The organism is Streptomyces sp. XD-27, from assembly GCF_030553055.1.
Classification (GTDB): Bacteria; Actinomycetota; Actinomycetes; order Streptomycetales; family Streptomycetaceae; genus Streptomyces.
Genome location: NZ_CP130713.1, coordinates 1,337,210 through 1,359,963, shown reverse-complemented (window position 1 = coordinate 1,359,963; position 22,754 = coordinate 1,337,210). Strand labels below are relative to the sequence as shown.

Below are 22,754 nucleotides of genomic sequence, written 5' to 3'. Positions count from 1 at the left end.
ACTGCTCCAACCGGTCCCACCCACGATCGCCCCGCGCCCCGACCAGGCGCGGGGCGAAGGAAGTGATCCCTATGCGCATTGTGATCGCCGAAGCCTCCACGGTCCTGCGGGCCGGCCTGGCCCAGGTGCTGGACGGCGGCGGCCACCGGGTCGCCGCCGCCGCGCCCGGCACAGCCGAGCTGCCCGCCCTCGTCGCCCGGCACCGGCCCGACGCCGTCGTCGTCGGCGTCCGGCCCGCCGGCCCCTTCGGCGGCGACCACTCGGTGGAGGACGTGCTCACCGCGCGCCGGACACGGCCCGGCACGGCCGCGCTGCTGTACAGCGCGGCTCCCGAACCCGGCCTTGCCGCCCGGCTGTTCGCTTGCGGGCGGGAGCGGACCGGCCTTGTGCTGCGGGATCACATCACCGAGTCGGAGGCGCTGTTCGCCGCCCTCGGCAGGATCGCCGCCGGCGGCTCGGTCGTCGACCCGAGGGCCGTCGCCCCTGGGGACGTCGGCGCGCCCGCGCCGCCGCCGGACCCGGCCGGGCCGGCCGCCCGCGCCGACCTGGCCGCGCTGAGCGCCCGGGAGCTGGACGTCCTGCGCCTCATGGCCCAGGGCCGGACCAACAGCGCCATCGCCGACGAGCTGTGTGTCTCCGCCGGCACCGTGGAGAAGCGGGCCGCCGCGGTCTTCGGCAAGCTGGGCCTGCCGGGCGGCGATCGCGACAACCGCCGGGTCCTGGCGGTCCTGCGCTTCCTCGACGCCCAGCGCTCCCGGACCCCCGCGTTCGTCGACGCGCCCGCCCGGGCGACCCCCTTCCTCGTCCGGCGCGCGGCCGCCCGCCCCGTCTCCCGGGCCAGGGCGGCGGCGTAGCGGTCCGCGTACACCTGTGCCCCCGGCGGACAGCTCCCGTCGGGGGCACAGCTGTGGGGGTACGAGCGGGGGGCGAGGCAGCGGGGCTCAGAGGCCTTCGCCGAGGTCTGGTCAGACGCTTTCGCCGAGGTGCCGGCGGACCATGGCGCACTGCCACCGGGTGATGTGGATGACGACCCACGGCAGCACGAAGAAGGCCACCACGCCGGACGCGAAGTGCAGCGCCACCGCTCCGGCCGGGGTCGGGCCGCCCCACGCGTCGGTCGGGTAGGACTCCCAGCCCCAGATCGGGTACGTCAGGTTGCGCGCGGAGACGATGATCCAGCCGACCGCGGCAGCGAACGACAGGGCGGTCAGCACCAGGTTCACGAAGAAGAAGACAGCGCCGTTCCGCAGCCGTCCCGTCCTGCGCCGCAGGACGGTCTCGCCGAAGAAGACCCGCAGCCGCATCCGCTCGAACGCCGGCCCGGCCACCGCGACCGCGCCGAGCGCGCCCAGCAGGATCAACGGGCCGAGCGCCTTGTGCCCGCTGTCGTACGCGGCCTTCATGAGGACCTGGAGCCCGAGGATCAGGGCGAGGGGGAGCGGCAGGAACAGGGCGAACAGCATGTGCCGCCATGTGCCGCGCCGGAACGGAAGCGATAACAGGCCACCGCGCTCCGATCGGGAAGCCGCTGCGGACTGCCCGGCCGGGGGGTGGAGCGGGTGAGGTACGGCACGGTGGATTTCCTCTCCTGGAACGGGAAAAGGTGCCCCGGCCCACGAGGGCGGAGGCACGCCCGAAGGGGCCGGCGGCCGCCGGCCCCTTCGGGCTGGGGTCAGGCAGCGGCGCGAGCCATCTGCGGGGCGGGCTCGGAGCGGACGGCTCCGGCGCGCTCGGCGCGGGCCAGCGCCAGCAGCTCCAGGGCGATCGAGGTGCCCGGTCGGCCGAGGGCCTCTTGGTACCGGCTGAGCACCTCGTTCTCGTCGGCCAGTTGGAACTCGCGCAGCCCCGCGAGCCGGCGCAGCGTGCGCAACTGCTCGACGACGGCGCCGCGTTCGCGTACCAGGTCGATGATCTCCTGGTCGAGGGAGGCCAGGCGCGCCTTCCGCTCGGCCATCCGCCCGGAGTCGATCGGTGACATGTCAGACCTCCACAGGAGTGCTGTCGACAGGGAGACAAGCTACGGGAGTCGGCGAGGCCGCCGAAGCGGTCGGCGGAACCAGGGACTTGGGCTCGGCGGACGTGGGCTCAGGGGTACTGGGGGCAGGGATCGTGGACTTCGCCGCGGTCGCGCCCAGAGCCGACAGGAGCGGCCCGGTCATCGCGGTGGTGACCAGCGCCATCAGGACGAGGGTGGTCAGGCCCGCGGAGCTGATCAGACCCGCCTGCCAGCCGATGCCGGCGACCACCAGCTCGGTGACGCCGCGGCAGTTCATCAGTGCGCCGAACTGCAGAGCCTCGGCGCGGGGGAGACCGATCAGCCACGCCGCGCCGCCGGCTCCGATGAACTTGCCCGCGGCAGCGGCGAGTACGACACCCACCAGCACCAGCCAGTGCCAGGCGCTGAACCCGAGCTCGCCGACGGACACGCTGAGCCCGACCCCGGCGAAGAACAGCGGGAGCAGCAGCGCCTGGGTGAAGCCCTGCAACTGCTGGTGCATCCGGGCGGCGGCCGCGGAGCCGCGCGGCACCGCCATGCCGAACAGGAACGCGCCGATCACCGGATGCAGCCCGATGATCTCGGTCAGACTGGCGTAGCCCAGCGCCCCTGCGAGCAGCAGCGGCAGCACCAGGCGCTCGACGCGCTCGTTCCCCTCGGCGCGTGAGAGGAAGGCCGCGAGCAGCGGACGGACCAACAGCCGGGTGGAGGCGACGAGGGCAAGCACCAGGGCGGCGGTGACCGCCACGTCCCCGGTGCCCCCGGTGCCGCTGAGCGCCAGCACCGCGGTCAGCACCAGCCAGGCGATGCCGTCCCCGAACGCCGCCGTGACCAGGGCGAACGAGCCGATCCTGGTGGTGTCCAGGCCCATGTCGACCAGGATCCGGGCGAGGACCGGAAGTGCCGTGACCGACAGGGCGAGCCCGAAGAACAGCAGGTAGCCGGTGTGCTGCCCGTCGTCGCCGCGTAGCACGTCCGGTGCCGCCGCCGCGATGCCCACCCCCATGAGGAACGGCAGGCCCATGCCGCCGATGACCGCGGCCCCCACCGCCGACCTGCCCGCCCGCACCCGTTCCAGGCGGAGCTCGCAGCCGAGCAGGAACATGAAGGTGACCAGGCCCAGTTGCGCGGTGGTGGTCAGCGTCGTCGTGACCTCCTTCGGCAGCAGCCACTCCTTCGCCTCCGGCCACACCCAGCCGAGCGCGGAGGGACCGAGCAGCAGGCCGCCGAGGATCTCCCCGATGACCGGGGCCTGGCCGAGCCGGCCGAGCAGCGAGCCGAGCAGGTGGCTGATGAGGACGACCACGGCGGCCGCGAGCAGAAAGCGCGCCAGCGGATCCGCGTGCAGACTCGTCATGACGCCACCCCCTCCCGAGCCGGCACCGGCCCCGGCACCTCGCCGCCGGGCCAGACGGCGAATCCGCGCGCGCCGTAGAGCAGCGGCGCGCCCGACTCCTGGACGACGGCGGTCACCTCGCCCATGACGACTGTATGGTCGCCGACTTCCGCCCATTCCGACACGTGGCAGTCGGCCACCGCGAACGCGTCGCGGGTCAGCCACGGCAGCCCGGCGTCGGGCGAGGGGCACCACTCGACCTCGGCGAACCGGTTCGCGGCCGGTCGGGCGAACACCTCCGCCGCGCGCTGCCCGCCGTGGTGCAGCAGGTTGACCGCGAAGGCGCCGTACGCGCGCAGCGCCCGTAGCGTCTCGCCGCGCGTGGTCAGGCACACCGACAGGGTCGGCGGGTCGGCCGTGACGCTCGCGAGCGACGAACACGTCAGCCCGCGCGGCCGTCCGTCGGCGCCGTACGTCGTGACGACGGCGACGCCGGTCGGGAAGGCGCTCATCAGTGCCCGGAAGTCGGCCACGGGCACGGGTGGAGCCTTCCACGGGTGGGGCCGGGGCACCGCGTGCGGCTGGGCGCCGACCGGTACCGGGGAGAGCCTGGACATACTCTGTCGCCCTTCGTGAGGTCAGGGGTTGGGCCTCAGTGGATCGAGGAGAGGTACTCGCGGCAGCTGGGCAGCGCCTGTACCAGGCGGCGCGCGTCGGTCTGCACCGCGGCCAGTTCCGCGCGGGCCCGGGCCGGGTCGATGTGGGCGAGGGCGGGCCGCGCGGCGGCCGGCTCGTGGCCGAGGCCGAGCAGCATCGTGATCCACGAGTACTGCTCGAAGCCGTGGTAGTGCGGGTAGATGGTGTGCTCGTCGAGCAGGTGCGAGGAGGCCAGCTGAAGCTTCTCCGCCAGGCCGTCCGGCTGCCGGCGGATCTTCGCCTCCTTCCAGTACGGCGTGTCGTCGCGCGTCGCGGCCGCGTAGTGCAGCACGAGGAACTCCTTGACGCCGTCCAGGACATGGGAGACCCGGCTGTTGTAGTCGGCGGCCAGCTGCGGGTCCCAGTTCTCGTCCGGGAAGTGCTTCACCAGCTGCTCGATGCCGTGCTGGATGAAGAAGATGCCGGTCGACTCAAGGGGCTCCACGAAGGCGCTGGACAGCCCGATGGCGACGCAGTTGTTCACCCAGGAGCGCTCGTTGCGGCCGATGCGCATCCGGATGTGGTTGGCCTCCAGATCGTCCTGCCCGGGCGCGGCGAACGCGCGCAGGGTGCGCTCCGCCTCCTCCGGGCTGCAGAACTCGTCGGAGTACACATAGCCGGTGCCGTTCCGGCCGAAGAGCGGGATCGTCCAGATCCAGCCGGCGTCCATGGCGGTCGCCGTGGTGTACGGGTTCATGCCCCGCTCGGCCTGGTCCGGCTGCGGCACCCGCAGCGCCACGGCCCGGTTGTTGGGCAGGACGTCCTGGAAGGAGACGAACGGCTCCGCCAGCTTCTGGTTGATCAGCAGGCCGCGGAAGCCGGTGCAGTCGATGAACAGGTCGCCGGCCAGCGCGCCGTGCTCACGCGTCATCACCTGCGTGATCCAGCCGCGCTCGTCCGCCTGCACGTCCACCACGTCGTCGATCACATGGCGCACGCCGCGCTCGGTGCCGTACCGGCTGAGGAACTGCGCGAGCAGACCCGCGTCGAAGTGGTACGCGTACGGGAACTGGGCGCGCTGCTCCTCCAGGGTGGAGCGGCCGAGCGAGCCGTCGAGCCCCTGCGCGAACAGCGAGCCGTCGAGCATCCGCGGCGAGCGCTGCGCCTCGCAGAGCGCGGGCGTGACGAAGCACGCCTGGTCGAACGGGACGTCGCGGTCGCCCTCCGCCAGCCACCAGTCCGCGAGGGTGAAGCCGTCGGACGTCCGCAGCCGCTCGAACGGGTGGTAGAAGTGGTCGCCCGCCTTCCGCCAGTTCTCGAACCGGATGGCCAGCTTGTACGAGGCCGCGCAGTGCGGCATCCAGTCGCGCTCGTCGAGGCCGAGATAGTCGAAGAAATGCCGGACGGTGCTGAAAGTCGCCTCGCCGACACCAATGCTCGACACCCGGTCCGATTCGACCAGGGTGACGTCGACACGATCTCCGAACGCCGCCTTGAGATAAGTGGCGCTCATCCAACCGGCGGTGCCGCCGCCCACAATGACAACTGACCTGATCACGCTGCATCTCCTGTTCGGGAAGTCCGGTAGTCCACAACGATGCGGTGAAGCTATCGACGTGCGCTTTCCTTTCGTTATCGCGTCCTTTCGGTCGGGGCTTCGGCGCCCGGACGCCCGTTCGGTGGCAGGTCGGCACAGGTCGGGACGGGCGGGGGCGGGCGCGGACCGGCCGTTATCGCCCCCGGCGCGGCTCCCGAAGCGGGGACGATAACGACGTGAAGCCGGGCCTTCCTAACGTCTTCCTCGTACCGCGGAGGCCGCCGCCGCGAAAAGGGGCGACCCGCCGCAGAAAGCTTTTTTCACGAGGGGGATCCACGTCATGAAGTTCACTCGGAGCAATCGCATTCGGAATTCCGCGGGCCTGCTCGTCGGCGGAGCAGCGATCCTCGCCACCCTGCAGGTCGGCACCGCCGGTGCCGGGCTCGCCGCAGGTGACGGCGCGGACCGGGGGTTCGCGTCCTCCGCCACGGCCCTCGACGCGGCGGCAGCCGCGCACAACGGCTCCGGCCCCGGCAGCGAGGACTGGGGCTGACGATGACCGCGGGACGTGACGGCCGGTCGCCGGCCGAGGACCGGTCGCCGGCCGGCCGCGGGAGCCGGTCCTGGCCCCGCCTCCTCGGGAGCGTGCTGCGCGGCCAGGACCTCGCCGAGGCCGACACCCTCTGGCTGATGGACACCGTGATGCGCGGGGAGGCGACCCCCGCGCAGATCGCCGGACTCCTGGTCGCGCTGCGCGCCAAGGGCGAGACGGTGAGCGAGTTGGAGGGGCTGGCGAACGGCATGCTGGCCCACGCTGTCCCGCTCCGGGTGGCCGGGGACACGGTCGACGTCGTCGGCACGGGCGGCGACGGCGCCTGCACCGTCAACGTCTCCACGATGTCCGCGATCGTCGCGGCCGGCGCCGGCGCCCGGGTCGTCAAGCACGGCAACCGGGCCGCCAGCTCCCGCTCCGGCTCCGCCGACGTCCTGGAGGAGCTCGGGGTGACGCTGCGGCTGCCCGTGGACCGGGTCGCCGAACTCGCCGAGTCCGTCGGCATCACCTTCTGCTTCGCGCCGGACTTCCACCCGGCGATGCGGCACGCCGCGGCGCCCCGCCGCGAACTGGGGATACCCACGATCTTCAACGCCCTGGGCCCGCTGACCAATCCGGCGCGGCCCCGTGCGCTGGCCGTCGGCGTCGCGGACGCCCGCCTGGCGCCGCTGATCGCCGGGGTCCTGGCCCGGCGCGGCGTCACCGCCCTGGTCTTCCGGGGCGACGACGGCCTGGACGAGCTCACCGTGACCACGACCTCGCGGGTGTGGTCCGTGGCCCACGGACAGGTCCGCGAGGAGCGCTTCGACCCCCGGGAGATCGGTGTGCCGCTCGCCCCGGCCGAGGCGCTCCGCGGCGCCGACGCGGCCTACAACGCGGAGGTGGCGCGGCGGGTCCTCGCCGGGGAGCGGGGCCCGGTCCGCGATGCGGTGCTGCTCTCGGCGGCGGCGGCACTGGCCGCGGCCACCCCGGACGACAGGCCGCTCGCCGACCGGCTGGCTCCCGCCCTCGCGGCGGCCGCCCGGTCCGTCGACTCGGGCGCGGCGCGGGCCGTCCTGGACCGCTGGGCCGCGGCAAGCGGGACGGCCGTGGCGGGCGAGGGGTACGCCGCGGCGGCGTAGTACGGAGAACATGGCTGTGGGCGGGGCAGGAGCCCCGCCCACAGCCATGCCGTCGTGTCATGAAGGAACAGGTCCGCGGGAAAACCAGTCGGCGCACCCGCCGCAAGGGCCAGGTGCGCCGACAGAGGCCGCGCCGTACGGCTCCTCAGGCCGCGGCCGACTCCAACTCCCGCAGCTCGTGAAGCACGTCGGCCTCGGCGGCTTCGAGCTGCTCGGTCCAGTAGTCGTTGAGCTGCCCTTCGAAGATGTTCCGGAAGACGCGCAGACACCACAGCCGATCGGCGGGCACCCGCTCGTGCTTCACGAAGAAGAACAGGTCGGCAGGGACGATGTGACGCATCCCGAGCAGCGGCAAGGGGCTGGTGAACGGGCGGAAGTCGTCGTTGTGCAGCCCTATGGTCTCGTGCTCCGGCCAGAAGTCACCGAGCATGTAGCCGGCCTCCACCCATTCCGGCTTGAGCGCGGCATGCACCCGGCCCACCATCGCCTTCAGCTCGTCGGCCGGCAGCCCGTACGGCACCACCATGTTCACCAGGTAGATCCGGTCGGACCCCACCCCCTCGGCCCGCTCCCGCAACTCACCCAGCAACTCGCGGGCCAGCGCCATCAGCGCCTCGTCGCCCTCGGCGGCGTCGAACTCGACCATGTGAACGTAGTCGCGGCGCAGGGCCTTCACCATGTACGGGCATACGACACCGCTCCTGCCGAGGTCAGGATGGGGGGCGGGAGCGTATGCCGTGAGCCAGTCACGAGCCTCGGTTGTCAGGTCACCGGACATGTGCCCTCATTTCCGTCGTCGGCATGATTCGGATTGGCTGCCAGGCTAGGTTTTGCCGATATCCACCCGGCATCGCCCGCCTTTCACAGCGGCCGGGGAACTGGTCCCGCCGCCATCTCGCCAAAAGACATGCCGTCACGACGTGAGGGCGCCATGACGCGGCGAACGCGCCTCAGTGGTCGGTCACGAGGCAGTAGACGGTGGGGCCGAGGGGAAGTCCGGCGACGTTGATATGGGGCATTCTCTTTCCGGGGTGGCAGGCGCGGCCGATGTCCGGGATGTTGCTGATGATGGTTCCGAGCCCGTCCGCCGACGCCGGTGCGGCCGTGGCGAAGAGGGTGGCGACGAGGACGGCAGCCAGGCCCACGCCGCGGCGTGCCCGCCGGGTGCGGCGGGTGCGGCGGGCAGAGCGTGCGGGGTGTGCAGGGCGTACGAGAAGCGTCATCAGGCACTCCGAAACGATCTGTGCGGGGGGTTCGAGGCCTGACAACGACGTGATCGGCCGGAGGACACGTGCCGTTCCGCCATCCTGGCGCCCCGTACCGCCGGTCGTGGGCGCGGCCGCACACCCGGCCTACGTCCGGCGGCCCGGTCCCGACCGAGACAGGGCCTTGCCCCGGCCGTTACGGGTTCGTGAGTTGCGGTTCGCAGACTTGCGCCATGCACCGCCACCCCCGCCGCCTCGTCGCCGCCCTGGTCTGCCTCTGCGTGACCACCCCGCTGTTCACGGCCTGCTCGGGCGGCGGCGGCAAGGCGGCGCAATCGTCTCCATCCCCCTCGAAGCAGGACAAAAGCGGAACCAACCGGGACGATGTCAACGGCGACGGGCACGCCGACGTGGTCGTCAACGGCTGGTACCGGGCGCGGAAGACCGGGTTCGGAGGGTGGGACCGCAACTGCGTCGTCGCCCTCGCCGCACCCGGTGGCCTGGAACCGGGCGCGGCATTCCGCGTCACGGAGCGCTTGCCCGAGCTCGACCCCAGGATCACCAACGGACCGATCGGGTACGACAGCTCAACCCAGTTCACCGGGGATCTGGATGACGACGGCTACGCCGACGTCGTGGCGAGCGACATGGTGCCCGACCCCAGCGGGGAGTACGCGCCCGAGCAGCGCATTGTCTGGGGCGGTCCCGACAGCCCCAGGGGCACCACCGAACTGCCCGCCGACGTGGACCGCGCCACCGCCGCCGGTGACTTCGACGGCGACGGCGCCCTCGACCTGCTGACTCTCGCGGAGCCCAACGACAGCGAGTCCGCCCCGACCAAGCCGCAGCCCGCCACGGTCCTGCACGGCCCGCTCAGCGGCGACGGCGCGGCCCGCACCACCTCGACCACCGACGTGGGTTACAAGGGCTGGGCGCCGGTGGCCCACACGGTCGTCGGCGACTTCGACGGCGACGGCAGGGACGACCTGGTGACGAAGGCCGAGTATGACGAGGAGGACGCGCGCCTGGAGGAGGGCCTGCCGGAAGACGTCATCGACGCCACGTTCTACCGGGGAACGGCCAAAGGGCTGAAGCCCGCCGGGTCCGTCCCCGGCATCACGAACGGCTCCATCCCCGTCGCCACGGGGGACTTCGACGGCGACGACAAGCAGGACATCCTCGCGAGAGGCCAGGACGACGATCAGGCCGTCGCCGTCTACGGCAGCGACAAGGGCCCCGGCCGGGCCAAGGCCCGCGCCGCCGGGCTCGGGAAGCTGAAGGTGGGCTACGACCTCGCGGTAGGCGACATCAACGGCGACGGCCACGACGACATCGCGACCGAGACCCGTGCCAAGGACCCCCGCATCGGCGAGGTGACGGTGGTGCTCGGCGGCAAGGACGGCCTCAGCGCGGCCCGCACCATCACCATCGACCGGCACGCGATCGGCCTCGGCGGCTCCCCACGGAGCAAGGGTGACCGCGACGACTTCGGCTGGGACCTGTACCTCGCCGACCTCGACACCGACGGCCGCGACGAGCTCCTCATCGGCACGTTCGGTTTCCGCAAGCCCCGCAAGGACGCCGGCTACTGGATCCTGCGCGGAACGGAGAACGGCCCGTCGAAGACGGACCGCCGCTTCGTCAAGACCAAGGACTTCGGCAGGAGCTGACCACAGGAGCCCGTTCCCTTTCGCGCCGAACTCCGTGCGGACGCCCCTGCCGGCGGGTAGCGTCATGTTCACGGTGAAGGGGGGATCATGGCAGAACGTGCGGTTCCGCCTGGCGTGGTGGCCGCGGAGCGTGTCGCGTCCGAGGCGGGATTCAAGAAGAGTTGCATCCCCGAGGTGGGCAGGTTGCTCAGGCTGGCCGCTGCTGCGAAGCCCCACGGCACCATCGCGGAGAGCGGCACCGGCTCGGGAGTGGGCACCGCCTGGCTGCACAGCGGCCTTGGCGCCGGTGCACGCCTGGTTACCGTAGAACGTGACGAGGAGCTGACCCGTCGAGCGGCCGGCGTCTTCGCGGACGACAAGCGCGTCACCATTCTCACCGGGGACTGGCGACTGCTTGAGCAGCATGCCCCCTTCGATGTCTTCTTCTGCGACGGCGGGGGCAAACGCGACGATCCTCAGGGGGTCGTCGAGCTGCTTGCTCCCGGTGGCCTTCTCATCCTGGACGACTTCACCCCCTCGCCCCATTGGCCGCCTCGTTTCGGCGGCGAAGTGGATGAGCTCCGCCTGTTCTACCTCACTCATCCAGCCCTGGACGCCACCGAAGTACTCACCACACCAGCCAGTTCAGCGGTCGTCGCGGCACGCCGCCTCTAGCCAAGAGGGCTTCACGCAGGGGCGGCTCTGCCTACGGCTTCCACGCCACCGTCACCACAGTCACGATCCGACCCTGGCTCAGAGCACGATCCGTCGGACAGGACAGACCTAGCGGTTGATCGTCCCGCCGAACTCGACCGCTCCGCGCAGTCCCAGGCTGCCTGGCGTCACCGAGAGGATCGGGAGCGGGTCGCCCTCCTCGCGGGACTGGAAGTCCCAGACACCGCCCGAGCTCGCGTTCTCGCCGGGCGCGCCCACGGTGATGTCGAGGTAGTTGTCGCCGTTGTAGTCGCCGCTGGCGACGGCCCCGCCGAAGCGGTCGCCCGCCTCCGCCGTACCGGGCACCCGCTCGGTGCTCTGGGTGCGGGGCGAGCCGACCGGCGTGCCGTCCTGGAGGATGGAGAGGGAGTACCAGGCGCCTGCCTTCGCCTGCGTGCCGACCCCCTCGTGGCTGACGCCGACGACCAGCTCGTCGTGGCCACTCCGGTCGACGTCGGCGACGGCGAGCGCCGCGCCGAAGTTGTCCTCGGCCTCGGCGGTACCGCCGACGGCCCGGGAGGACTGCGTGGCGCACGTGGCGATGCCGCCGAGGGTGGTACCCGGCTTACCCAGGATCACGGCCACCGCGCCGCCGAGGCGGTCCTCGCAGAGCGTGCTGTCGGCCTCCGGGTTGGCCTGGACGAGACCGATGGCGAGGTCCGTCCTCTGGTCGCCGTTGAGGTCACCGGCGACGAGGGCGGAACCGTGGTCGCCGGTGGACCAGATCCCCTTCCAGTCGCCCGATGCCTTGCTGAGGACATGTGTGCCGGCCATCTCCATGCCGTCGTACGTCACCGCGAGGTCGTCGCTGCCGTCGCCGTCGAAGTCACCCGTGGTGACGGCCTGGGGAGCGGCGAACTGGTACCCCTCGATGAGGGACGTGGTGGTGGACGAGTCCGCGGTGAACGGCCCCCGGCGCAGCTGCATCGCGCCGCCCTCCTCGCCGGCCGTGCTCAGAGCGAGGTCCTTGTGGCCGTCGTGGTCGTAGTCGCCCACCGTCAGCAGCCTGCCGAGCCGGCCGTCGGCCTCGCCCTTGGCGGCGGTGAGCCCGCTGTTGAAGCCGGTCGCCGAGCCCCACAGGACGGTGGCGGTGCCCTCGCGGTTGGTTCCGGTGCCGGTGAGCTGTTCGCCCGGCGCGGTGACGGTCAGGTCGCTGTAGCCGTCGCCGTTGAGGTCGGCGGCGGCGACCGCCGTACCGAACAGGTCGCCCGCCTCGGCGGTGCCCGGAACCCCGGTGGTGTCCTGGCTGATGGTGGTGGAGCCCTTCCCGCCGAGGCCCTTCGGGCTGCCCCACACCACGTTGACGAAGCCGGCCTTGGCCTTGCCGCCGACGGCCGCCTTCGGCATGCCGACCGCCAGGTCCGCATACCCGTCGCCGTTGAAGTCGCCCTTGAGACCGGACGGGGCCGCGGAGGCGGTGCCCGCGCTCAGGCCGGATATGGCGAGGACGGCGGTCGAGCAGAAGATGGCCGCCGAGAAAGTCTTTCTGCGCAAGTGGATCTCCATGAATCCGTGAGGGGGGTGCGTGGGTCTGCGTGTGTGGGGCGGGCAGCTCTGTGCAGTGAAGCGGGATTTCTGGTGTGTGACACGCGAGCCGTACGCACGGTTGTACGCGGGTGTCGCCGAAGTGAACGAGACGTAGATCGCGCCTATCGGCATGCCGACGCCCCAGGGGCCCAGACGGAATGCCCCAGTCCGAACATTGCAGGCTGGATGCCCCGGACCGATCGCGGTCCGGGGCATCCGGTTGGTGAATCGGGTCGGCCTCCTGGTGGTCCGGTCAGTGGCCGGTCACATGGAACGTGAGATCCCAGGTCGCCGGGGTCAGGACTCTCAGCCTCATCTCGCCGTGCGCCTCGCGGAACTCCTCGGTGCCTCCGGTGATGGCGTTGGTGACCGGACTGGGCGTCGGGATTCCGGCCTGCTCGCCCTGGACGGTGATCTGTCCTCGTCGGAACACCGCGGAGATCGAGCACTGTCCGGCATTGCGCTCCAGGTCGGTGATGACGCAGAACCCGCCGAAGCGGCCGACGACGCGACCTGCCGGTCTCTCGGTCGACAGCAGGTTCCCGCTGAAGACGAACTGGTCTCCGACGCTACGGCCCGGCGCACCCAGATCGACCTCTTCGCCGACCAGCAGATTGGCCTCCACATGGATGACGCGGGCGCCTGTCGCCGGGGAGGGGTTGACGGGGCGGGGCGCGGGCGGCCGGCCCCGGCTGCCGTCCTGTTCGACCCCGGGAGGCACGAAGCCACTGATCGTCAGCGACGCCAGAACGGCAGCGCCCGTGGTCAGAGCGGCATACCGGATCCGCCGCTTGCCGATGCTCATAGTGTTCTCCTGCTCCCCGGAAGTGCCTCCACTCCGCGTGCGGCTTCTTCCGCTCTGGTCAGGTGGATCCCGTTGGGAAATGCCGATTTTCACCGTAGTGCGACATGAGCAGGCGTGCCGCCGGACGCGGCTGTTCGGGTGGGCGCTCCCACAGCTGAAGAACGCCGGCCCGGCGCGGCTGAAGCCGACGGCCGGCGAGCACCGGGCCGGCAAGTTCGGGCAGGTCAGGTCGTCAAGTGCACCGCCGTGCTCCGCTTGAGGCCGATCGCGTAGGGCAGCGCAGCGATATGACGCAGGGGCATACGACACACCGTCACATGACGGGACGTCATGTGATGCGAGGTCGCGCGGCACGTAGATCGCTTGCACACACCCCACATTGTTAATTAGGTTAGCCTTACCTAGCAAAATGGGGGAGGGGAGAGCATGCCGACTGGGAATGCGGGGGTCGCGGGCTCGGTCGCCCTGGTTACCGGGGCGGCCAGAGGGATCGGCGCGGCCGTGGTCGACGGACTGGTCCGCGAGGGCGCCACCGTCGCCGCCGTCGACATCGACGCGGACGGTCTGGCGGATCTCGCGGACCGGTTACACGGGCGGGTCGTGCCCTTCACCGCCGACGTGGCAGACGCTTCCGCGGTCGCCGATGTCGTCGACAGGACCGAGCACGACATCGGGCCGATCGGCATCGGGGTGTCTGTGGCGGGCATTCTGCGGCCGGGACCGCTGTGCGAGACCACGGACGAGGACTGGGCGGACACCTTCTCCGTGAACACCACCGGGGTGTTCGTCGTCCTGCGCGAACTGGCCCGCCGGATGGTGCCCCGCGGGCGCGGCTCGCTGGTGACCGTCACGTCCAACGCCTCGGGCGTGCCGCGCACGGGTATGGGCGCGTACGCCGCCTCCAAGGCCGCGGCCACCATGCTCACTCGCTGCCTCGGGCTCGAGGTGGCCCGTCACGGCATCCGGTGCAACGTGGTCTCGCCCGGCTCGACCGATACCCCGATGCAGCGTCAGCTGTGGACGGACGAGACGGAGGGGGCCGATCTCGGGCGCGTGATCGCGGGCACCCCCGAGCAGTACCGGGTGGGCATTCCGCTGGGTCGCATCGCCGACCCCACCGACATCGCCGACGCCGTGCTGTTCCTGGTCTCCGACCGCGCCCGGCACATCACCATGCAGAACCTGTTCGTCGACGGCGGCGCGACCTTGCGCGCCTGAGGAAGGAATCGCTGACGTGTCCATACCCGCGCTGGTGCGCCCCAGACCCGTGTACCGAGCGGCCGACCTGCTGGCCGCCTACCTGCCCGGCTCGTTCTACTTCTCCTCTGCAGGGGGGACGCTGCTCGCCGACGGCGTGCACGCTCGGGTCCGGCCCGAGGGCGGGGAGCATGCCCTGGCCGCGGCCGAGGCGCTCCGTGCGGCCGCGGCGGCGGGGGTGTCCGAGCCCGTGGTCGCCGGGGCGGTCGGGTTCCGGCCGGAGGCGGAGGCGGGCCTGGTGGTGCCCGCCGTGGTGCGGCGTGCGGGCGCCCCCGTGGGCGTGCGGGCCCCCGACGCCGAGTCCGGGACGGCGTGGACGGTCGCCCCGCGCCCCGAGCCCGCGGCCTACGTCGACGGCGTCCGCCGGGCACTGGAGCTGATCGACCGTGGCGACCTGCGCAAGGTCGTGCTGGCCCGCTGCCTGGAGCTGACCGCCGACGCCCCTGTGTGGGTGCCCGCGCTGCTGGCCCGGCTGGTGCGGGCGGACCCGGCAGCCTACGCCTTCGCCGTCGACGTCACCGCGCCCGGCGACTCCGCCCCGCGCACGCTGGTCGGGGCCAGTCCCGAGCTGCTGGTGTCCCGGCGCGGCGCGACCGTGGTGGCCAACCCGCTGGCCGGGTCGGCCCCCCGGTCGGGCGACGAGGCGCTCGACCGTGAGCGGGTCGCGCGGCTGCGTGACTCGGCCAAGGACCTCGGCGAACACGCCCACACCACCGCGCAGGTGGCCGAGGTACTCGGCCGGTTCTGCGTCGACCTGGAAGTGCCCGCACGGCCCGAGGTGATCGGCACGCCGACGATGTGGCACCTGTCCACCCGGATCACCGGACGGCTGGCGGACCCGACCGACCCTGCCTGCTCGGCGCTGGGACTGGCAGAGGCGCTGCACCCGACCCCCGCGGTATGCGGCGTGCCCGAGGCCGGGGCACGCGCGGCCATCGCGGACCTGGAACCGGAGGACCGCGGCTACTACGCGGGGATGGTCGGCTGGACCGGTCTCGACGGCGACGGCGAGTGGGCGGTGACGATCCGCAGCGCCGAGGTGTGCGACCGGACGGTCCGCCTGTTCGCCGGGGCCGGGATCGTCGCGGGCTCGGACCCCACGGCCGAACTGGCAGAGACCGGTGCGAAGTTCCGCACGCTGCTGCGTGCCCTCGGCCTGGAGGATGTGGCGTGACCGCGGACCACGTGCCCTGGCCGTCGGAGGTCGCCGCGCGCTACCGGGCCGCGGGCCACTGGCGCGGACAGACCTTCGGAGCGCTGCTGACGTCGCTGGCCACCGCGTACGCCGAACGGACCGCCGTCGTGGGTGGGGACAGCCGGTGGACGTTCGCCGAGCTGGACGAGCGGGCACACCGGATCGCGGCGGGCTTAGTGGAGTCCGGGCTCGCGCCCGGCGACCGGGTCGTGCTGCAACTGCCCAACATCCCGGAGTTCCTGCCGGTGGTGTTCGGGATGTGGCGTGCGGGCGTGCTGCCGGTGTTCGCACTGCCCGCGCACCGGCACAGCGAGTTGCGGCACTTCGCCGCGCACAGCGAGGCCGCCGCCATCGTCACCGTCGGCGAGCACGAGCGACACGACCACGCGGCGACCGCCCGTGCCGTCGCGTCCGAAGTGGACTCCGTACGGCGGGTTCTGGTGGTCGGGTCGGAGGAGTTCGACGGGCTGGCCGCGACGGCGCCGCGCGAGCTGCCCGACCCCGACCCGGAGGGTGTGGCGTTCCTTCAGCTCTCCGGTGGGAGCACCGGGTTGCCGAAGCTGATCCCGCGCACCCACGACGACTACCTCTACAGCGTCCGCGAGAGCGCCCGGATCTGCGCACTGCGCCCGGACAGCGTCTACCTGGCCACGCTGCCCGTGTCGCACAACTATCCGCTCAGCTCGCCGGGGGTGCTGGGCGCACTGTACGCGGGCGCGGCCACGGTCATGGCACCGCGGCCGGACGCGGACACCGCGTTCCGGCTGATCGAAGCCGAGCGGGTCACGATCACCGGGGTGGTGCCGCCGCTGGCCGCCGCGTGGGTGCAGGCCGCGGCCCGCACCGACCGTGACCTGTCCTCTCTGGAGGTGCTGCTGGTCGGCGGCGCCAAGTGCGGGCGCGAGTTGGCCGAGCGGATCGGCCCCGCGCTGGGCTGCCGGCTGCAGCAGGTGTTCGGGATGGCGGAGGGCCTGGTCTGCTACACCCGCCTGGACGACCCCGAGGAGATCGTGCTCGGCACGCAGGGCCGCCCCATCTCGCCCGACGACGAGATCCGCGTCGTCGACCCGGACACCGACGCCGACGTGGCGCCGGGGGAGACGGGTGCGCTGCTGACCCGCGGCCCCTATACGATCCGCGGCTACTACCGGGCCGAGGAGCACAACACCACCGCGTTCACCCCGGACGGCTTCTACCGGACCGGCGACCTGGTGCGCCGCACGCCCTCCGGGCAGCTGGAAGTCGTCGGCCGGGCCAAGGAGCAGATCAACCGGGGCGGGGAGAAGGTCGCGGCCGAGGAGGTCGAGAACCACCTGATGGCCCACCCGGACGTGCTCGACGCCGCCGTCGTCGCGGTGCCGGACCCGTACCTGGGCGAGCGGACCTGCGCCTACGTCGTGCCCGCCGCGGGCGCGTCGCCCACCGGGCCGGAGCTGCGCAGGTTCGTGCGCGAGCGCGGGGTGGCCGCGTTCAAGGTGCCGGACCTGGTCCAGGTCGTCGAGCAGTTCCCGGTGACCGGCGTCGGCAAGACCAGCAAGCGCGAGCTGAGGGCGGCCCTGGCCGCGCTCGCGACGAAGGAGTGATGAGTGTGTCCCTGCCCGAGATCCGGCCCTATCCGCTGCCCGCGGCCGCCGAGCTGCCCGCGGGGCGGGTGGGATGGCGGCCTGATCCGGCCCGCGCGGCCCTGCTGGTCCACGACATGCAGCGCTACTTCCTGGCGCCGTACGCCGGTGCGCCGGTGCCCGAGATGACCGCGAACATCGCGCGGTTGACCGAGGCCGCCCGTGAGCGGGGGATTCCGGTCTTCTACACGGCGCAGCCCGGCAGGCAGGCCGCCGCGGACCGTGGGCTGCTCACCGAGTTCTGGGGCGACGGCATCGGCGCGGTGATCGACTCCGACCCGGAGGCCGTGGACATCGTCGCCGCGCTCGCCCCGGCCGAGGCCGACACCGTACTGGTCAAGTGGCGCTACAGCGCGTTCCAGCGCAGCACGTTCGCCGAGCAGCTGGCCGCGCTGGGCCGTGACCAGCTGCTGATCACCGGCGTCTACGCGCACATCGGCTGCCAGGCCACCGCTGTGGAGGCGTTCATGCGCGACGTCCAGCCGTTCCTGGTAGCCGACGCGGTCGCCGACTTCTCCCGCGAACGCCACGACCAGGCGTGCGAGTACGTCGCCCAGCGCTGTGGCGTCGTGACCACCACCGCCGACGCGCTGACCGCGCTGTCGGAGCCGATCCCCGCAGGAGCCACCCGATGAACCAGAACCTGTCGCCCGAGCGGGTCCGCGCCGACGTCGCGGAGCTGCTGGACTGCGACCCCGCCGAGATCGCGCCCGAGGAGGACCTCTTCGACCGCGGCCTGGACTCGGTGCGGATCATGACCCTGGTCGAGCGCTGGCGTGCCGAAGGGGCGGCCACACTGGAGTTTGCCGACCTGGCCGAGCGGCCCGAACTGGGGCACTGGACGGCGCTGCTGACCGGTGGGGCCGCATGAGCCGGGTCGACCACCGGCACCGGCACCTGGACCGGATCGCGGAGGTCCGGGCCGGCCTCCACGCCGAGAAGGTGGGCTACCCGATCCGCATCCGGGAGACCGAGGTCGTACGCACCGCCATGGTCGGCGCCGGCCTGCTGCGGGTGACCCTGGGCGGAGCGGGCACCAAGGGGTTCGAGGCCCACTCGCCGGATGAGCACGTGAAACTGATCTTCCCGGAGCCGGACGGCTCGCTGCGTCTGCCCGAGCCGAACGGGACGATGCTGCGCTGGCCGCGGCCGGCGCCCACCTCACGGGAGTACACCGTGCGCCGCTACGACCCGGTCGCGGGCGAGATCGACATCGATATCGCCCCGCACGACGGCGGCCTCGCGTCGGACTGGGCGAGTGCGGTCCAGCCGGGCGCTGTCGTGCACGTCGCCGGGCCGCCCGGCGGGCTGATCGTCCCGCACGCCTACGACCGCTACCTGCTCGCGGGCGACATCACGGCGCTGCCCGCGATCGCGCGCCGGCTGGAGGAACTGCCCAGGGGCGCGAGGGGCTGGGCGTTCGTCGAGGTCGCCGACGCCGCCCAGGAGATCGAGCTGTCCGCGCCCGAGGGCGTCGAGGTGCGCTGGCTGCACCGCGGCGACCGCCCGGCGGGCACCGGCGACGCGCTGGCGCGGGCCGTGACCGCCGTGGCCGTGCCCGAGGGCGAGCGGGTGTACGTGTGGGCCGCGGGCGAGGCGGGGCAGATCAAGCCGCTGCGTCGCTGGGTCCGCGACGAGTTGCGGCTGGAGAAGGCCGACCACGACATCACCGGCTACTGGAAGCGTGGCGTCGCCGACTTCGACGACGACGACCACTGACCGCCCGGCGCGTCGGCCGGGGACAGACGTCGTACCCCTGCGCGGTCGCCCCACCCGAAAGGCCGTCAGGCCTCACCTGAGCAACAAGGAGCTTCGCATGTTCATACGTAGATCGTCGGGCCTGGTCGGTGCCCTGGCCCTCGCCCTGGCCCTGACCGGGTGCGGGTCGGGGGCGGGGCGGACGCCTCCGCGAAGGGCAAGACCCGGGTCTTCGCCGCGGACAACGGCAAGATCACCATCCCCGCCGACCCCAAGCGCGTGGTGGCCACCGGCTATGCCGTGCCCGCCCTGATCGAGGCCGACGCGCCGCTGGTCGGGATCTCGTCATGGAAGCGCGGGGAGCCGATGATGAGCAAGGAGGACCTGGCCACCTACAAGAAGCTCCCCAAGGTGGCGGGCGAGCAGGCGGCCGAGACCAACTACGAGGCCGTCGCCGAGGCCGACCCCGACCTGATCGTCATCGGCGTGCCCGCACCGGTGCTCGGCGACATCGACGTCAAGCGGCTGGAGTCCATCGCCCCGGTCGTGGCGATCGGCCCGACCGCGCCGTCCGCGTGGCGCGAGCTGTCCCACAAGCAGGCCGACGCCGCCGGCGCGCTCCAGCAGTTCGACGCCACACAGGCCGAGTACAAGGCCAAGGCCGCCAAGCTGGCCAAGAAGTACAAGGCGGTGCTGCCCCAGCTCAAGCTGGGCCACGTGGGCTCGTACGGCGAGGTCGCCAAGGGCACCTTCCAGCGCGAGTTCGGCGGTTCGTGGGGCACCAACGTCGCCGAGGACATCGGCGCGAAGTACTACGGCAAGGTCAAGAAGTCCGGCCCCGGTTCGCGCTCGGTCAGCGAGTACCCGTCCATCGAGGAGCTCCCGGCCTCGCTCCGCGAGGCGGACGTCATCACCTACTCGGTCAAGGCCGACGGCAGCGTCCCCGAGGCGGTGCGGTACGCCATGGACTCGAAGCTGTGGAAGAACCTGCCCGCCGTCAAGGCCGGGAAGACCTTCCCGATCCGCTACACCGAGGCCGCGACCTACGGGCAGGCCATGCAGACCCTGGACGCGATCGACACGTCGTTCGCGCCGCTGCTGAAGCGGTGACCGTCGCAGGCCGCGCGTCCGAGGCGGCGGGAACCAGGCGGGCCGTGTCCCAGGTCGGGCTGCTCGTCGGCGGACTGGTGCTGCTGGCGGCGGTCGCCGTGCTCAGCATCGGCGTCGGCGCCCGCTCGGTCCCGCCCGCCGAGGTCGTGCGCGCGCTGCTGGACTTCCAGGGCACCGACGACCACGTGATCGTGCGGGACGTCCGGGCGCCCCGCGCGCTGCTGGCCATCGCGGTGGGCGCCGCGCTGGCGGTGGCGGGCGCGCTGATCCAGACGCTGGCCCGCAACCCGCTGGCCGAGCCCGGCATCCTCGGGGTCACCGCGGGCGCCGGGTTCGCCATCACCCTCGGCTCGGGGCTCGGCCTGGCCACCGGGCAGGCGGGCGAGCTGGGCTGCGCGATCACCGGCTCGGTGCTCGCGGCGCTGCTGGTCGCCGCGGTCGGGCGACTCTCGCCGCTGCGCCTGGTGCTCACCGGCGTGGCCCTGACCGCGGTGCTGAGCGGCGTCGCGATGGGCATGCGGCTGATGCACCCGGACCTCTTCGACACGTACCGGTTCTGGTCGGTCGGGTCCCTGGCGGCCCGCGAACAGGCGCCGCTGGCCCTGCCGTTGACCGCGATCGGGGTGTCCCTGCTCGGCGCGCTGCTGCTGAGCCGGGCGCTCAACGCCCTGGCGCTGGGCGAGAGCGTGGCGCATACGCTGGGTGCGGGCGTGGCCCGGGTACGGGCCGCCGCGCTGGTGCTGATCACCGTGCTCAGCGGGGCGGCGACGGCGGTGGCCGGGCCGATCCTGTTCGTCGGGCTGATCGTGCCGCACCTGGCCCGCAGGCCCGCGGCGGGCTCGGTGCCGTGGCTGATGCTCTACACGATGGTGCTGGGTCCGATCCTGCTGCTGGTCGCCGACATCGGGTCGCGGGTGCTGCTGCCCACCGGCGAGGTGCCGGTGGCCATCGTGACCGCGTTCCTCGGCGGCCCCATGCTGATCTGGGCCGTTCGCCGCTACGGGGCGGGATCGCTGTGACCGCGCTCGGACTGCGGGCCGAACGCCGCACGGTGGTGCTCGTCGCGGTGCTGGTCGCCCTGGTGCTGGGCCTGGGCCTGCTCGGGCTGTGCTACGGCGCGTCCTGGTCCACCCCCGGCGAGGTGTTCGCCGTACTGACCGGGGCCGAGCCCTCCGTGGTCATCTGGGACTGGCGGCTGCCGCGGGTGCTGGCCGCCCTGGTCTTCGGCGCCGCGCTCGGTGTGGCCGGGGCGGTCTTCCAGAACCTCACGCGCAACCCGATGGGCAGCCCGGACGTGATCGGCCTCGACGCGGGCGCCTACACCGGCGCCCTGGTCGCCATCACCGTGCTGTCGGGCACGTCCGCGCAACTGGCCGCCGGCTCGGTGATCGGCGGACTGGTCGTCGCGGCCGTGATCTACCTGCTGTCGTTCGACCGGGGCTTCTCCGGGCTGCGGCTGGTGGTGATCGGCATCGCGGTCAACGCGATGGTGACCGCGATCAACTCGTGGATCGTGCTGCGCGCCGAGCTGGAGGTGGCGATCGCCGCGGTCGGCTGGAGCGCGGGCTCACTCAACGGCGTGGGCTGGGACGATCTGGGGATTCCGTTCTCGGTGATCGCCGTGCTGCTGACCCTGATGGCCACGCGGGCGCACGCCATGCACCAGGCCGCGCTCGGCGACGCGATCGCGGTGACCACCGGGGTCGGGCTCGACCGGCTGCGGCTGCTGATGGTGCTGGTCGGCGTCGGCTGCACGGCCACGGTGACCGCGGTCGCCGGGCCGATCGCGTTCATCGCCCTGGCCGCCCCCCAGATCGGCCGCAGGCTCGCGGGCGCGGCCGGAGTGCCGCTGCTTCCGGCCGCGCTGACCGGGGCGGTGCTGCTCCAAGGCGCCGATCTGCTCGCCCAGATGCTGCTGGCGCCCGTCGCGCTGCCGGTGGGCGTGGTGAGCACCGCGATCGGCGGTTGCTACCTGATCTGGCTGCTGACCAAGGAGGTGAGGCGAGCGTGACCGCACGCCTGACCGCGCGGGAGATCACCCTGCGCTACGGAGACCGGGTGGTGTCCACACGGCTGAGCCTCGACGTCCCCGACGGCGCGTTCACCGCCATCGTGGGGCCCAACGGCTGTGGGAAGTCAACCCTGTTGCGCGCGTTCGTCCGGCTGCTGCGCCCCGACAGCGGGCACGTGGAGCTCGACGGCCGCGAGGTCGGCGGCTACCCGGCCAAGGCCCTGGCCAAGCAGCTCGGCTTCCTGCCGCAGGACCCGCAGGCCCCCGACGACATCAAGGTCCGTCAACTCGTGGGCCGGGGACGATTCCCGTACCAGTCGCTCCTCGCCCTGTGGTCGAAGGAGGACGAGAAGGCCGTCACCGACGCGATGGCCGCCGCGGGTGTCACCGAGCTGGCGGACCGGCCGGTGCAGGAGCTGTCCGGCGGACAGCGGCAGCGGGTGTGGATGGCCATGGTGCTCGCCCAGGAGACGCCCTACCTGCTGCTCGACGAACCGACGTCGTTCCTGGACATCACCCACCAGTACCAACTGCTCGGCCTGCTGGCCAGGTTGCGCGACCAGGGCCGCACGGTCATCGCCGTCCTGCACGACATCAACCAGGCCTGCCGGTTCGCCGACCATCTGGTCGCCATGAAGGACGGCCGGGTGGTCGCCGAGGGAGACCCCACGGACATCGTGGACGCCGGGCTGATCAAGGACGTCTTCGACCTGCCGAGCGTCATCATCCCCGACCCGGTGACGGACACGCCGATGGTCGTCCCCACCCTGCAAGGAGAGTGA

The 22,754-nt window shown here is 72.4% G+C and carries 23 protein-coding genes and 1 pseudogene; 15 read left to right on the top strand and 9 right to left on the bottom strand.

Going from position 1 to position 22,754, the window contains the following annotated elements; translation table 11 throughout:
* Positions 1–71 precede the first annotated feature (71 nt).
* Positions 72–854 (top strand): response regulator transcription factor, encoded by a 783-nt coding sequence (locus Q3Y56_RS05810; protein ID WP_304460887.1) that lies wholly within the window; start codon positions 72–74, stop codon positions 852–854.
* A gap of 111 nt (positions 855–965) precedes the next feature.
* Here Q3Y56_RS05810 and Q3Y56_RS05805 read toward each other — a convergent pair whose 3' ends face one another.
* The 5 genes from Q3Y56_RS05805 to Q3Y56_RS05785 form a co-directional block, all read right to left on the bottom strand.
* Entirely contained in the window at positions 966–1,463 is a 498-nt protein-coding gene (locus Q3Y56_RS05805; protein WP_304460886.1) for a hypothetical protein, read from the bottom strand.
* Between the two features lie 209 nt (positions 1,464–1,672).
* On the bottom strand, positions 1,673–1,978 hold the full coding sequence (locus Q3Y56_RS05800; RefSeq protein WP_304460885.1) for a chorismate mutase: 306 nt from the start codon (positions 1,976–1,978) through the stop codon (positions 1,673–1,675).
* A 1-nt stretch (position 1,979) separates the two neighbouring features.
* Positions 1,980–3,353: a cation:proton antiporter gene (locus Q3Y56_RS05795; protein WP_304460884.1), complete on the bottom strand. Its 1,374-nt coding sequence runs from the start codon at positions 3,351–3,353 to the stop codon at positions 1,980–1,982.
* On the bottom strand, positions 3,350–3,871 hold the full coding sequence (locus Q3Y56_RS05790; RefSeq protein WP_304460883.1) for a flavin reductase family protein: 522 nt from the start codon (positions 3,869–3,871) through the stop codon (positions 3,350–3,352). Before Q3Y56_RS05790 ends, Q3Y56_RS05795 begins: the two co-directional genes overlap by 4 nt.
* A 113-nt stretch (positions 3,872–3,984) precedes the next feature.
* Positions 3,985–5,526 carry a tryptophan halogenase family protein gene (locus Q3Y56_RS05785; protein WP_304460882.1) on the bottom strand — a complete coding sequence of 514 codons (1,542 nt, stop codon included), beginning with the start codon at positions 5,524–5,526 and terminating at the stop codon, positions 3,985–3,987.
* Between the two features lie 319 nt (positions 5,527–5,845).
* Between Q3Y56_RS05785 and Q3Y56_RS05780 the strand changes: the two genes are divergently transcribed.
* Positions 5,846–6,058 carry a hypothetical protein gene (locus Q3Y56_RS05780; RefSeq protein ID WP_304460881.1) on the top strand — a complete coding sequence of 71 codons (213 nt, stop codon included), beginning with the start codon at positions 5,846–5,848 and terminating at the stop codon, positions 6,056–6,058.
* A 2-nt stretch (positions 6,059–6,060) separates the two neighbouring features.
* The gene (gene trpD / locus Q3Y56_RS05775) at positions 6,061–7,179 is read left to right on the top strand and encodes an anthranilate phosphoribosyltransferase (protein WP_304460880.1); all 1,119 of its coding nucleotides are present in this window, start codon (positions 6,061–6,063) and stop codon (positions 7,177–7,179) included.
* A 145-nt stretch (positions 7,180–7,324) separates the two neighbouring features.
* On the opposite strand, the gene Q3Y56_RS05770 is transcribed toward trpD, so the two are convergent.
* Both Q3Y56_RS05770 and Q3Y56_RS05765 read right to left on the bottom strand, forming a co-directional pair.
* Positions 7,325–7,957, bottom strand: a complete 633-nt coding sequence (locus Q3Y56_RS05770) for a DUF6875 domain-containing protein (protein ID WP_369696715.1) — start codon at positions 7,955–7,957, stop codon at positions 7,325–7,327.
* Between the two features lie 172 nt (positions 7,958–8,129).
* Entirely contained in the window at positions 8,130–8,402 is a 273-nt protein-coding gene (locus tag Q3Y56_RS05765) for a hypothetical protein (protein WP_304460878.1), read from the bottom strand.
* Between the two features lie 215 nt (positions 8,403–8,617).
* On the opposite strand from Q3Y56_RS05765, the gene Q3Y56_RS05760 reads away from it, so the two are divergent.
* Together Q3Y56_RS05760 and Q3Y56_RS05755 are read left to right on the top strand one after the other, a co-directional pair.
* Positions 8,618–10,054, top strand: coding sequence for a VCBS repeat-containing protein (locus Q3Y56_RS05760; RefSeq protein WP_304460877.1), 1,437 nt, complete (start codon positions 8,618–8,620; stop codon positions 10,052–10,054).
* A gap of 87 nt (positions 10,055–10,141) precedes the next feature.
* On the top strand, positions 10,142–10,708 hold the full coding sequence (locus Q3Y56_RS05755) for an O-methyltransferase (protein ID WP_304460876.1): 567 nt from the start codon (positions 10,142–10,144) through the stop codon (positions 10,706–10,708).
* A gap of 108 nt (positions 10,709–10,816) precedes the next feature.
* On the opposite strand, the gene Q3Y56_RS05750 is transcribed toward Q3Y56_RS05755, so the two are convergent.
* Together Q3Y56_RS05750 and Q3Y56_RS05745 are read right to left on the bottom strand one after the other, a co-directional pair.
* Positions 10,817–12,241 carry an FG-GAP repeat protein gene (locus Q3Y56_RS05750; protein WP_304460875.1) on the bottom strand — a complete coding sequence of 475 codons (1,425 nt, stop codon included), beginning with the start codon at positions 12,239–12,241 and terminating at the stop codon, positions 10,817–10,819.
* Between the two features lie 286 nt (positions 12,242–12,527).
* Entirely contained in the window at positions 12,528–13,079 is a 552-nt protein-coding gene (locus Q3Y56_RS05745) for a dirigent protein (protein WP_304460874.1), read from the bottom strand.
* Between the two features lie 426 nt (positions 13,080–13,505).
* On the opposite strand from Q3Y56_RS05745, the gene Q3Y56_RS05740 reads away from it, so the two are divergent.
* From Q3Y56_RS05740 to Q3Y56_RS05695, 10 genes and pseudogenes are all read left to right on the top strand, one after another.
* A complete protein-coding gene (locus Q3Y56_RS05740) occupies positions 13,506–14,297 on the top strand; it encodes a 2,3-dihydro-2,3-dihydroxybenzoate dehydrogenase (RefSeq protein ID WP_304460873.1) in 792 nt (263 codons plus the stop codon).
* A 16-nt stretch (positions 14,298–14,313) separates the two neighbouring features.
* Positions 14,314–15,510 (top strand): isochorismate synthase, encoded by a 1,197-nt coding sequence (locus Q3Y56_RS05735; protein ID WP_304460872.1) that lies wholly within the window; start codon positions 14,314–14,316, stop codon positions 15,508–15,510.
* Positions 15,507–17,114, top strand: coding sequence for a (2,3-dihydroxybenzoyl)adenylate synthase (locus Q3Y56_RS05730; protein WP_304460871.1), 1,608 nt, complete (start codon positions 15,507–15,509; stop codon positions 17,112–17,114). Before Q3Y56_RS05735 ends, Q3Y56_RS05730 begins: the two co-directional genes overlap by 4 nt.
* Before the next feature lie 5 nt (positions 17,115–17,119).
* The gene (locus Q3Y56_RS05725; protein WP_304465483.1) at positions 17,120–17,788 is read left to right on the top strand and encodes an isochorismatase family protein; all 669 of its coding nucleotides are present in this window, start codon (positions 17,120–17,122) and stop codon (positions 17,786–17,788) included.
* Positions 17,785–18,024: a phosphopantetheine-binding protein gene (locus Q3Y56_RS05720; protein WP_304460870.1), complete on the top strand. Its 240-nt coding sequence runs from the start codon at positions 17,785–17,787 to the stop codon at positions 18,022–18,024. The genes Q3Y56_RS05725 and Q3Y56_RS05720 overlap by 4 nt, the downstream gene beginning before the upstream one ends.
* On the top strand, positions 18,021–18,872 hold the full coding sequence (locus Q3Y56_RS05715; protein ID WP_304460869.1) for a siderophore-interacting protein: 852 nt from the start codon (positions 18,021–18,023) through the stop codon (positions 18,870–18,872). The genes Q3Y56_RS05720 and Q3Y56_RS05715 overlap by 4 nt, the downstream gene beginning before the upstream one ends.
* Positions 18,873–18,969: 97 nt before the next feature.
* Positions 18,970–19,961: pseudogene (locus Q3Y56_RS05710) on the top strand (ABC transporter substrate-binding protein).
* Entirely contained in the window at positions 19,958–20,980 is a 1,023-nt protein-coding gene (locus tag Q3Y56_RS05705; protein WP_304460868.1) for an iron chelate uptake ABC transporter family permease subunit, read from the top strand. Before Q3Y56_RS05710 ends, Q3Y56_RS05705 begins: the two are co-directional and overlap by 4 nt.
* Before the next feature lie 32 nt (positions 20,981–21,012).
* On the top strand, positions 21,013–21,972 hold the full coding sequence (locus tag Q3Y56_RS05700) for an iron chelate uptake ABC transporter family permease subunit (RefSeq protein ID WP_304465482.1): 960 nt from the start codon (positions 21,013–21,015) through the stop codon (positions 21,970–21,972).
* The gene (locus Q3Y56_RS05695) at positions 21,969–22,754 is read left to right on the top strand and encodes an ABC transporter ATP-binding protein (RefSeq protein WP_304460867.1); all 786 of its coding nucleotides are present in this window, start codon (positions 21,969–21,971) and stop codon (positions 22,752–22,754) included. Before Q3Y56_RS05700 ends, Q3Y56_RS05695 begins: the two co-directional genes overlap by 4 nt.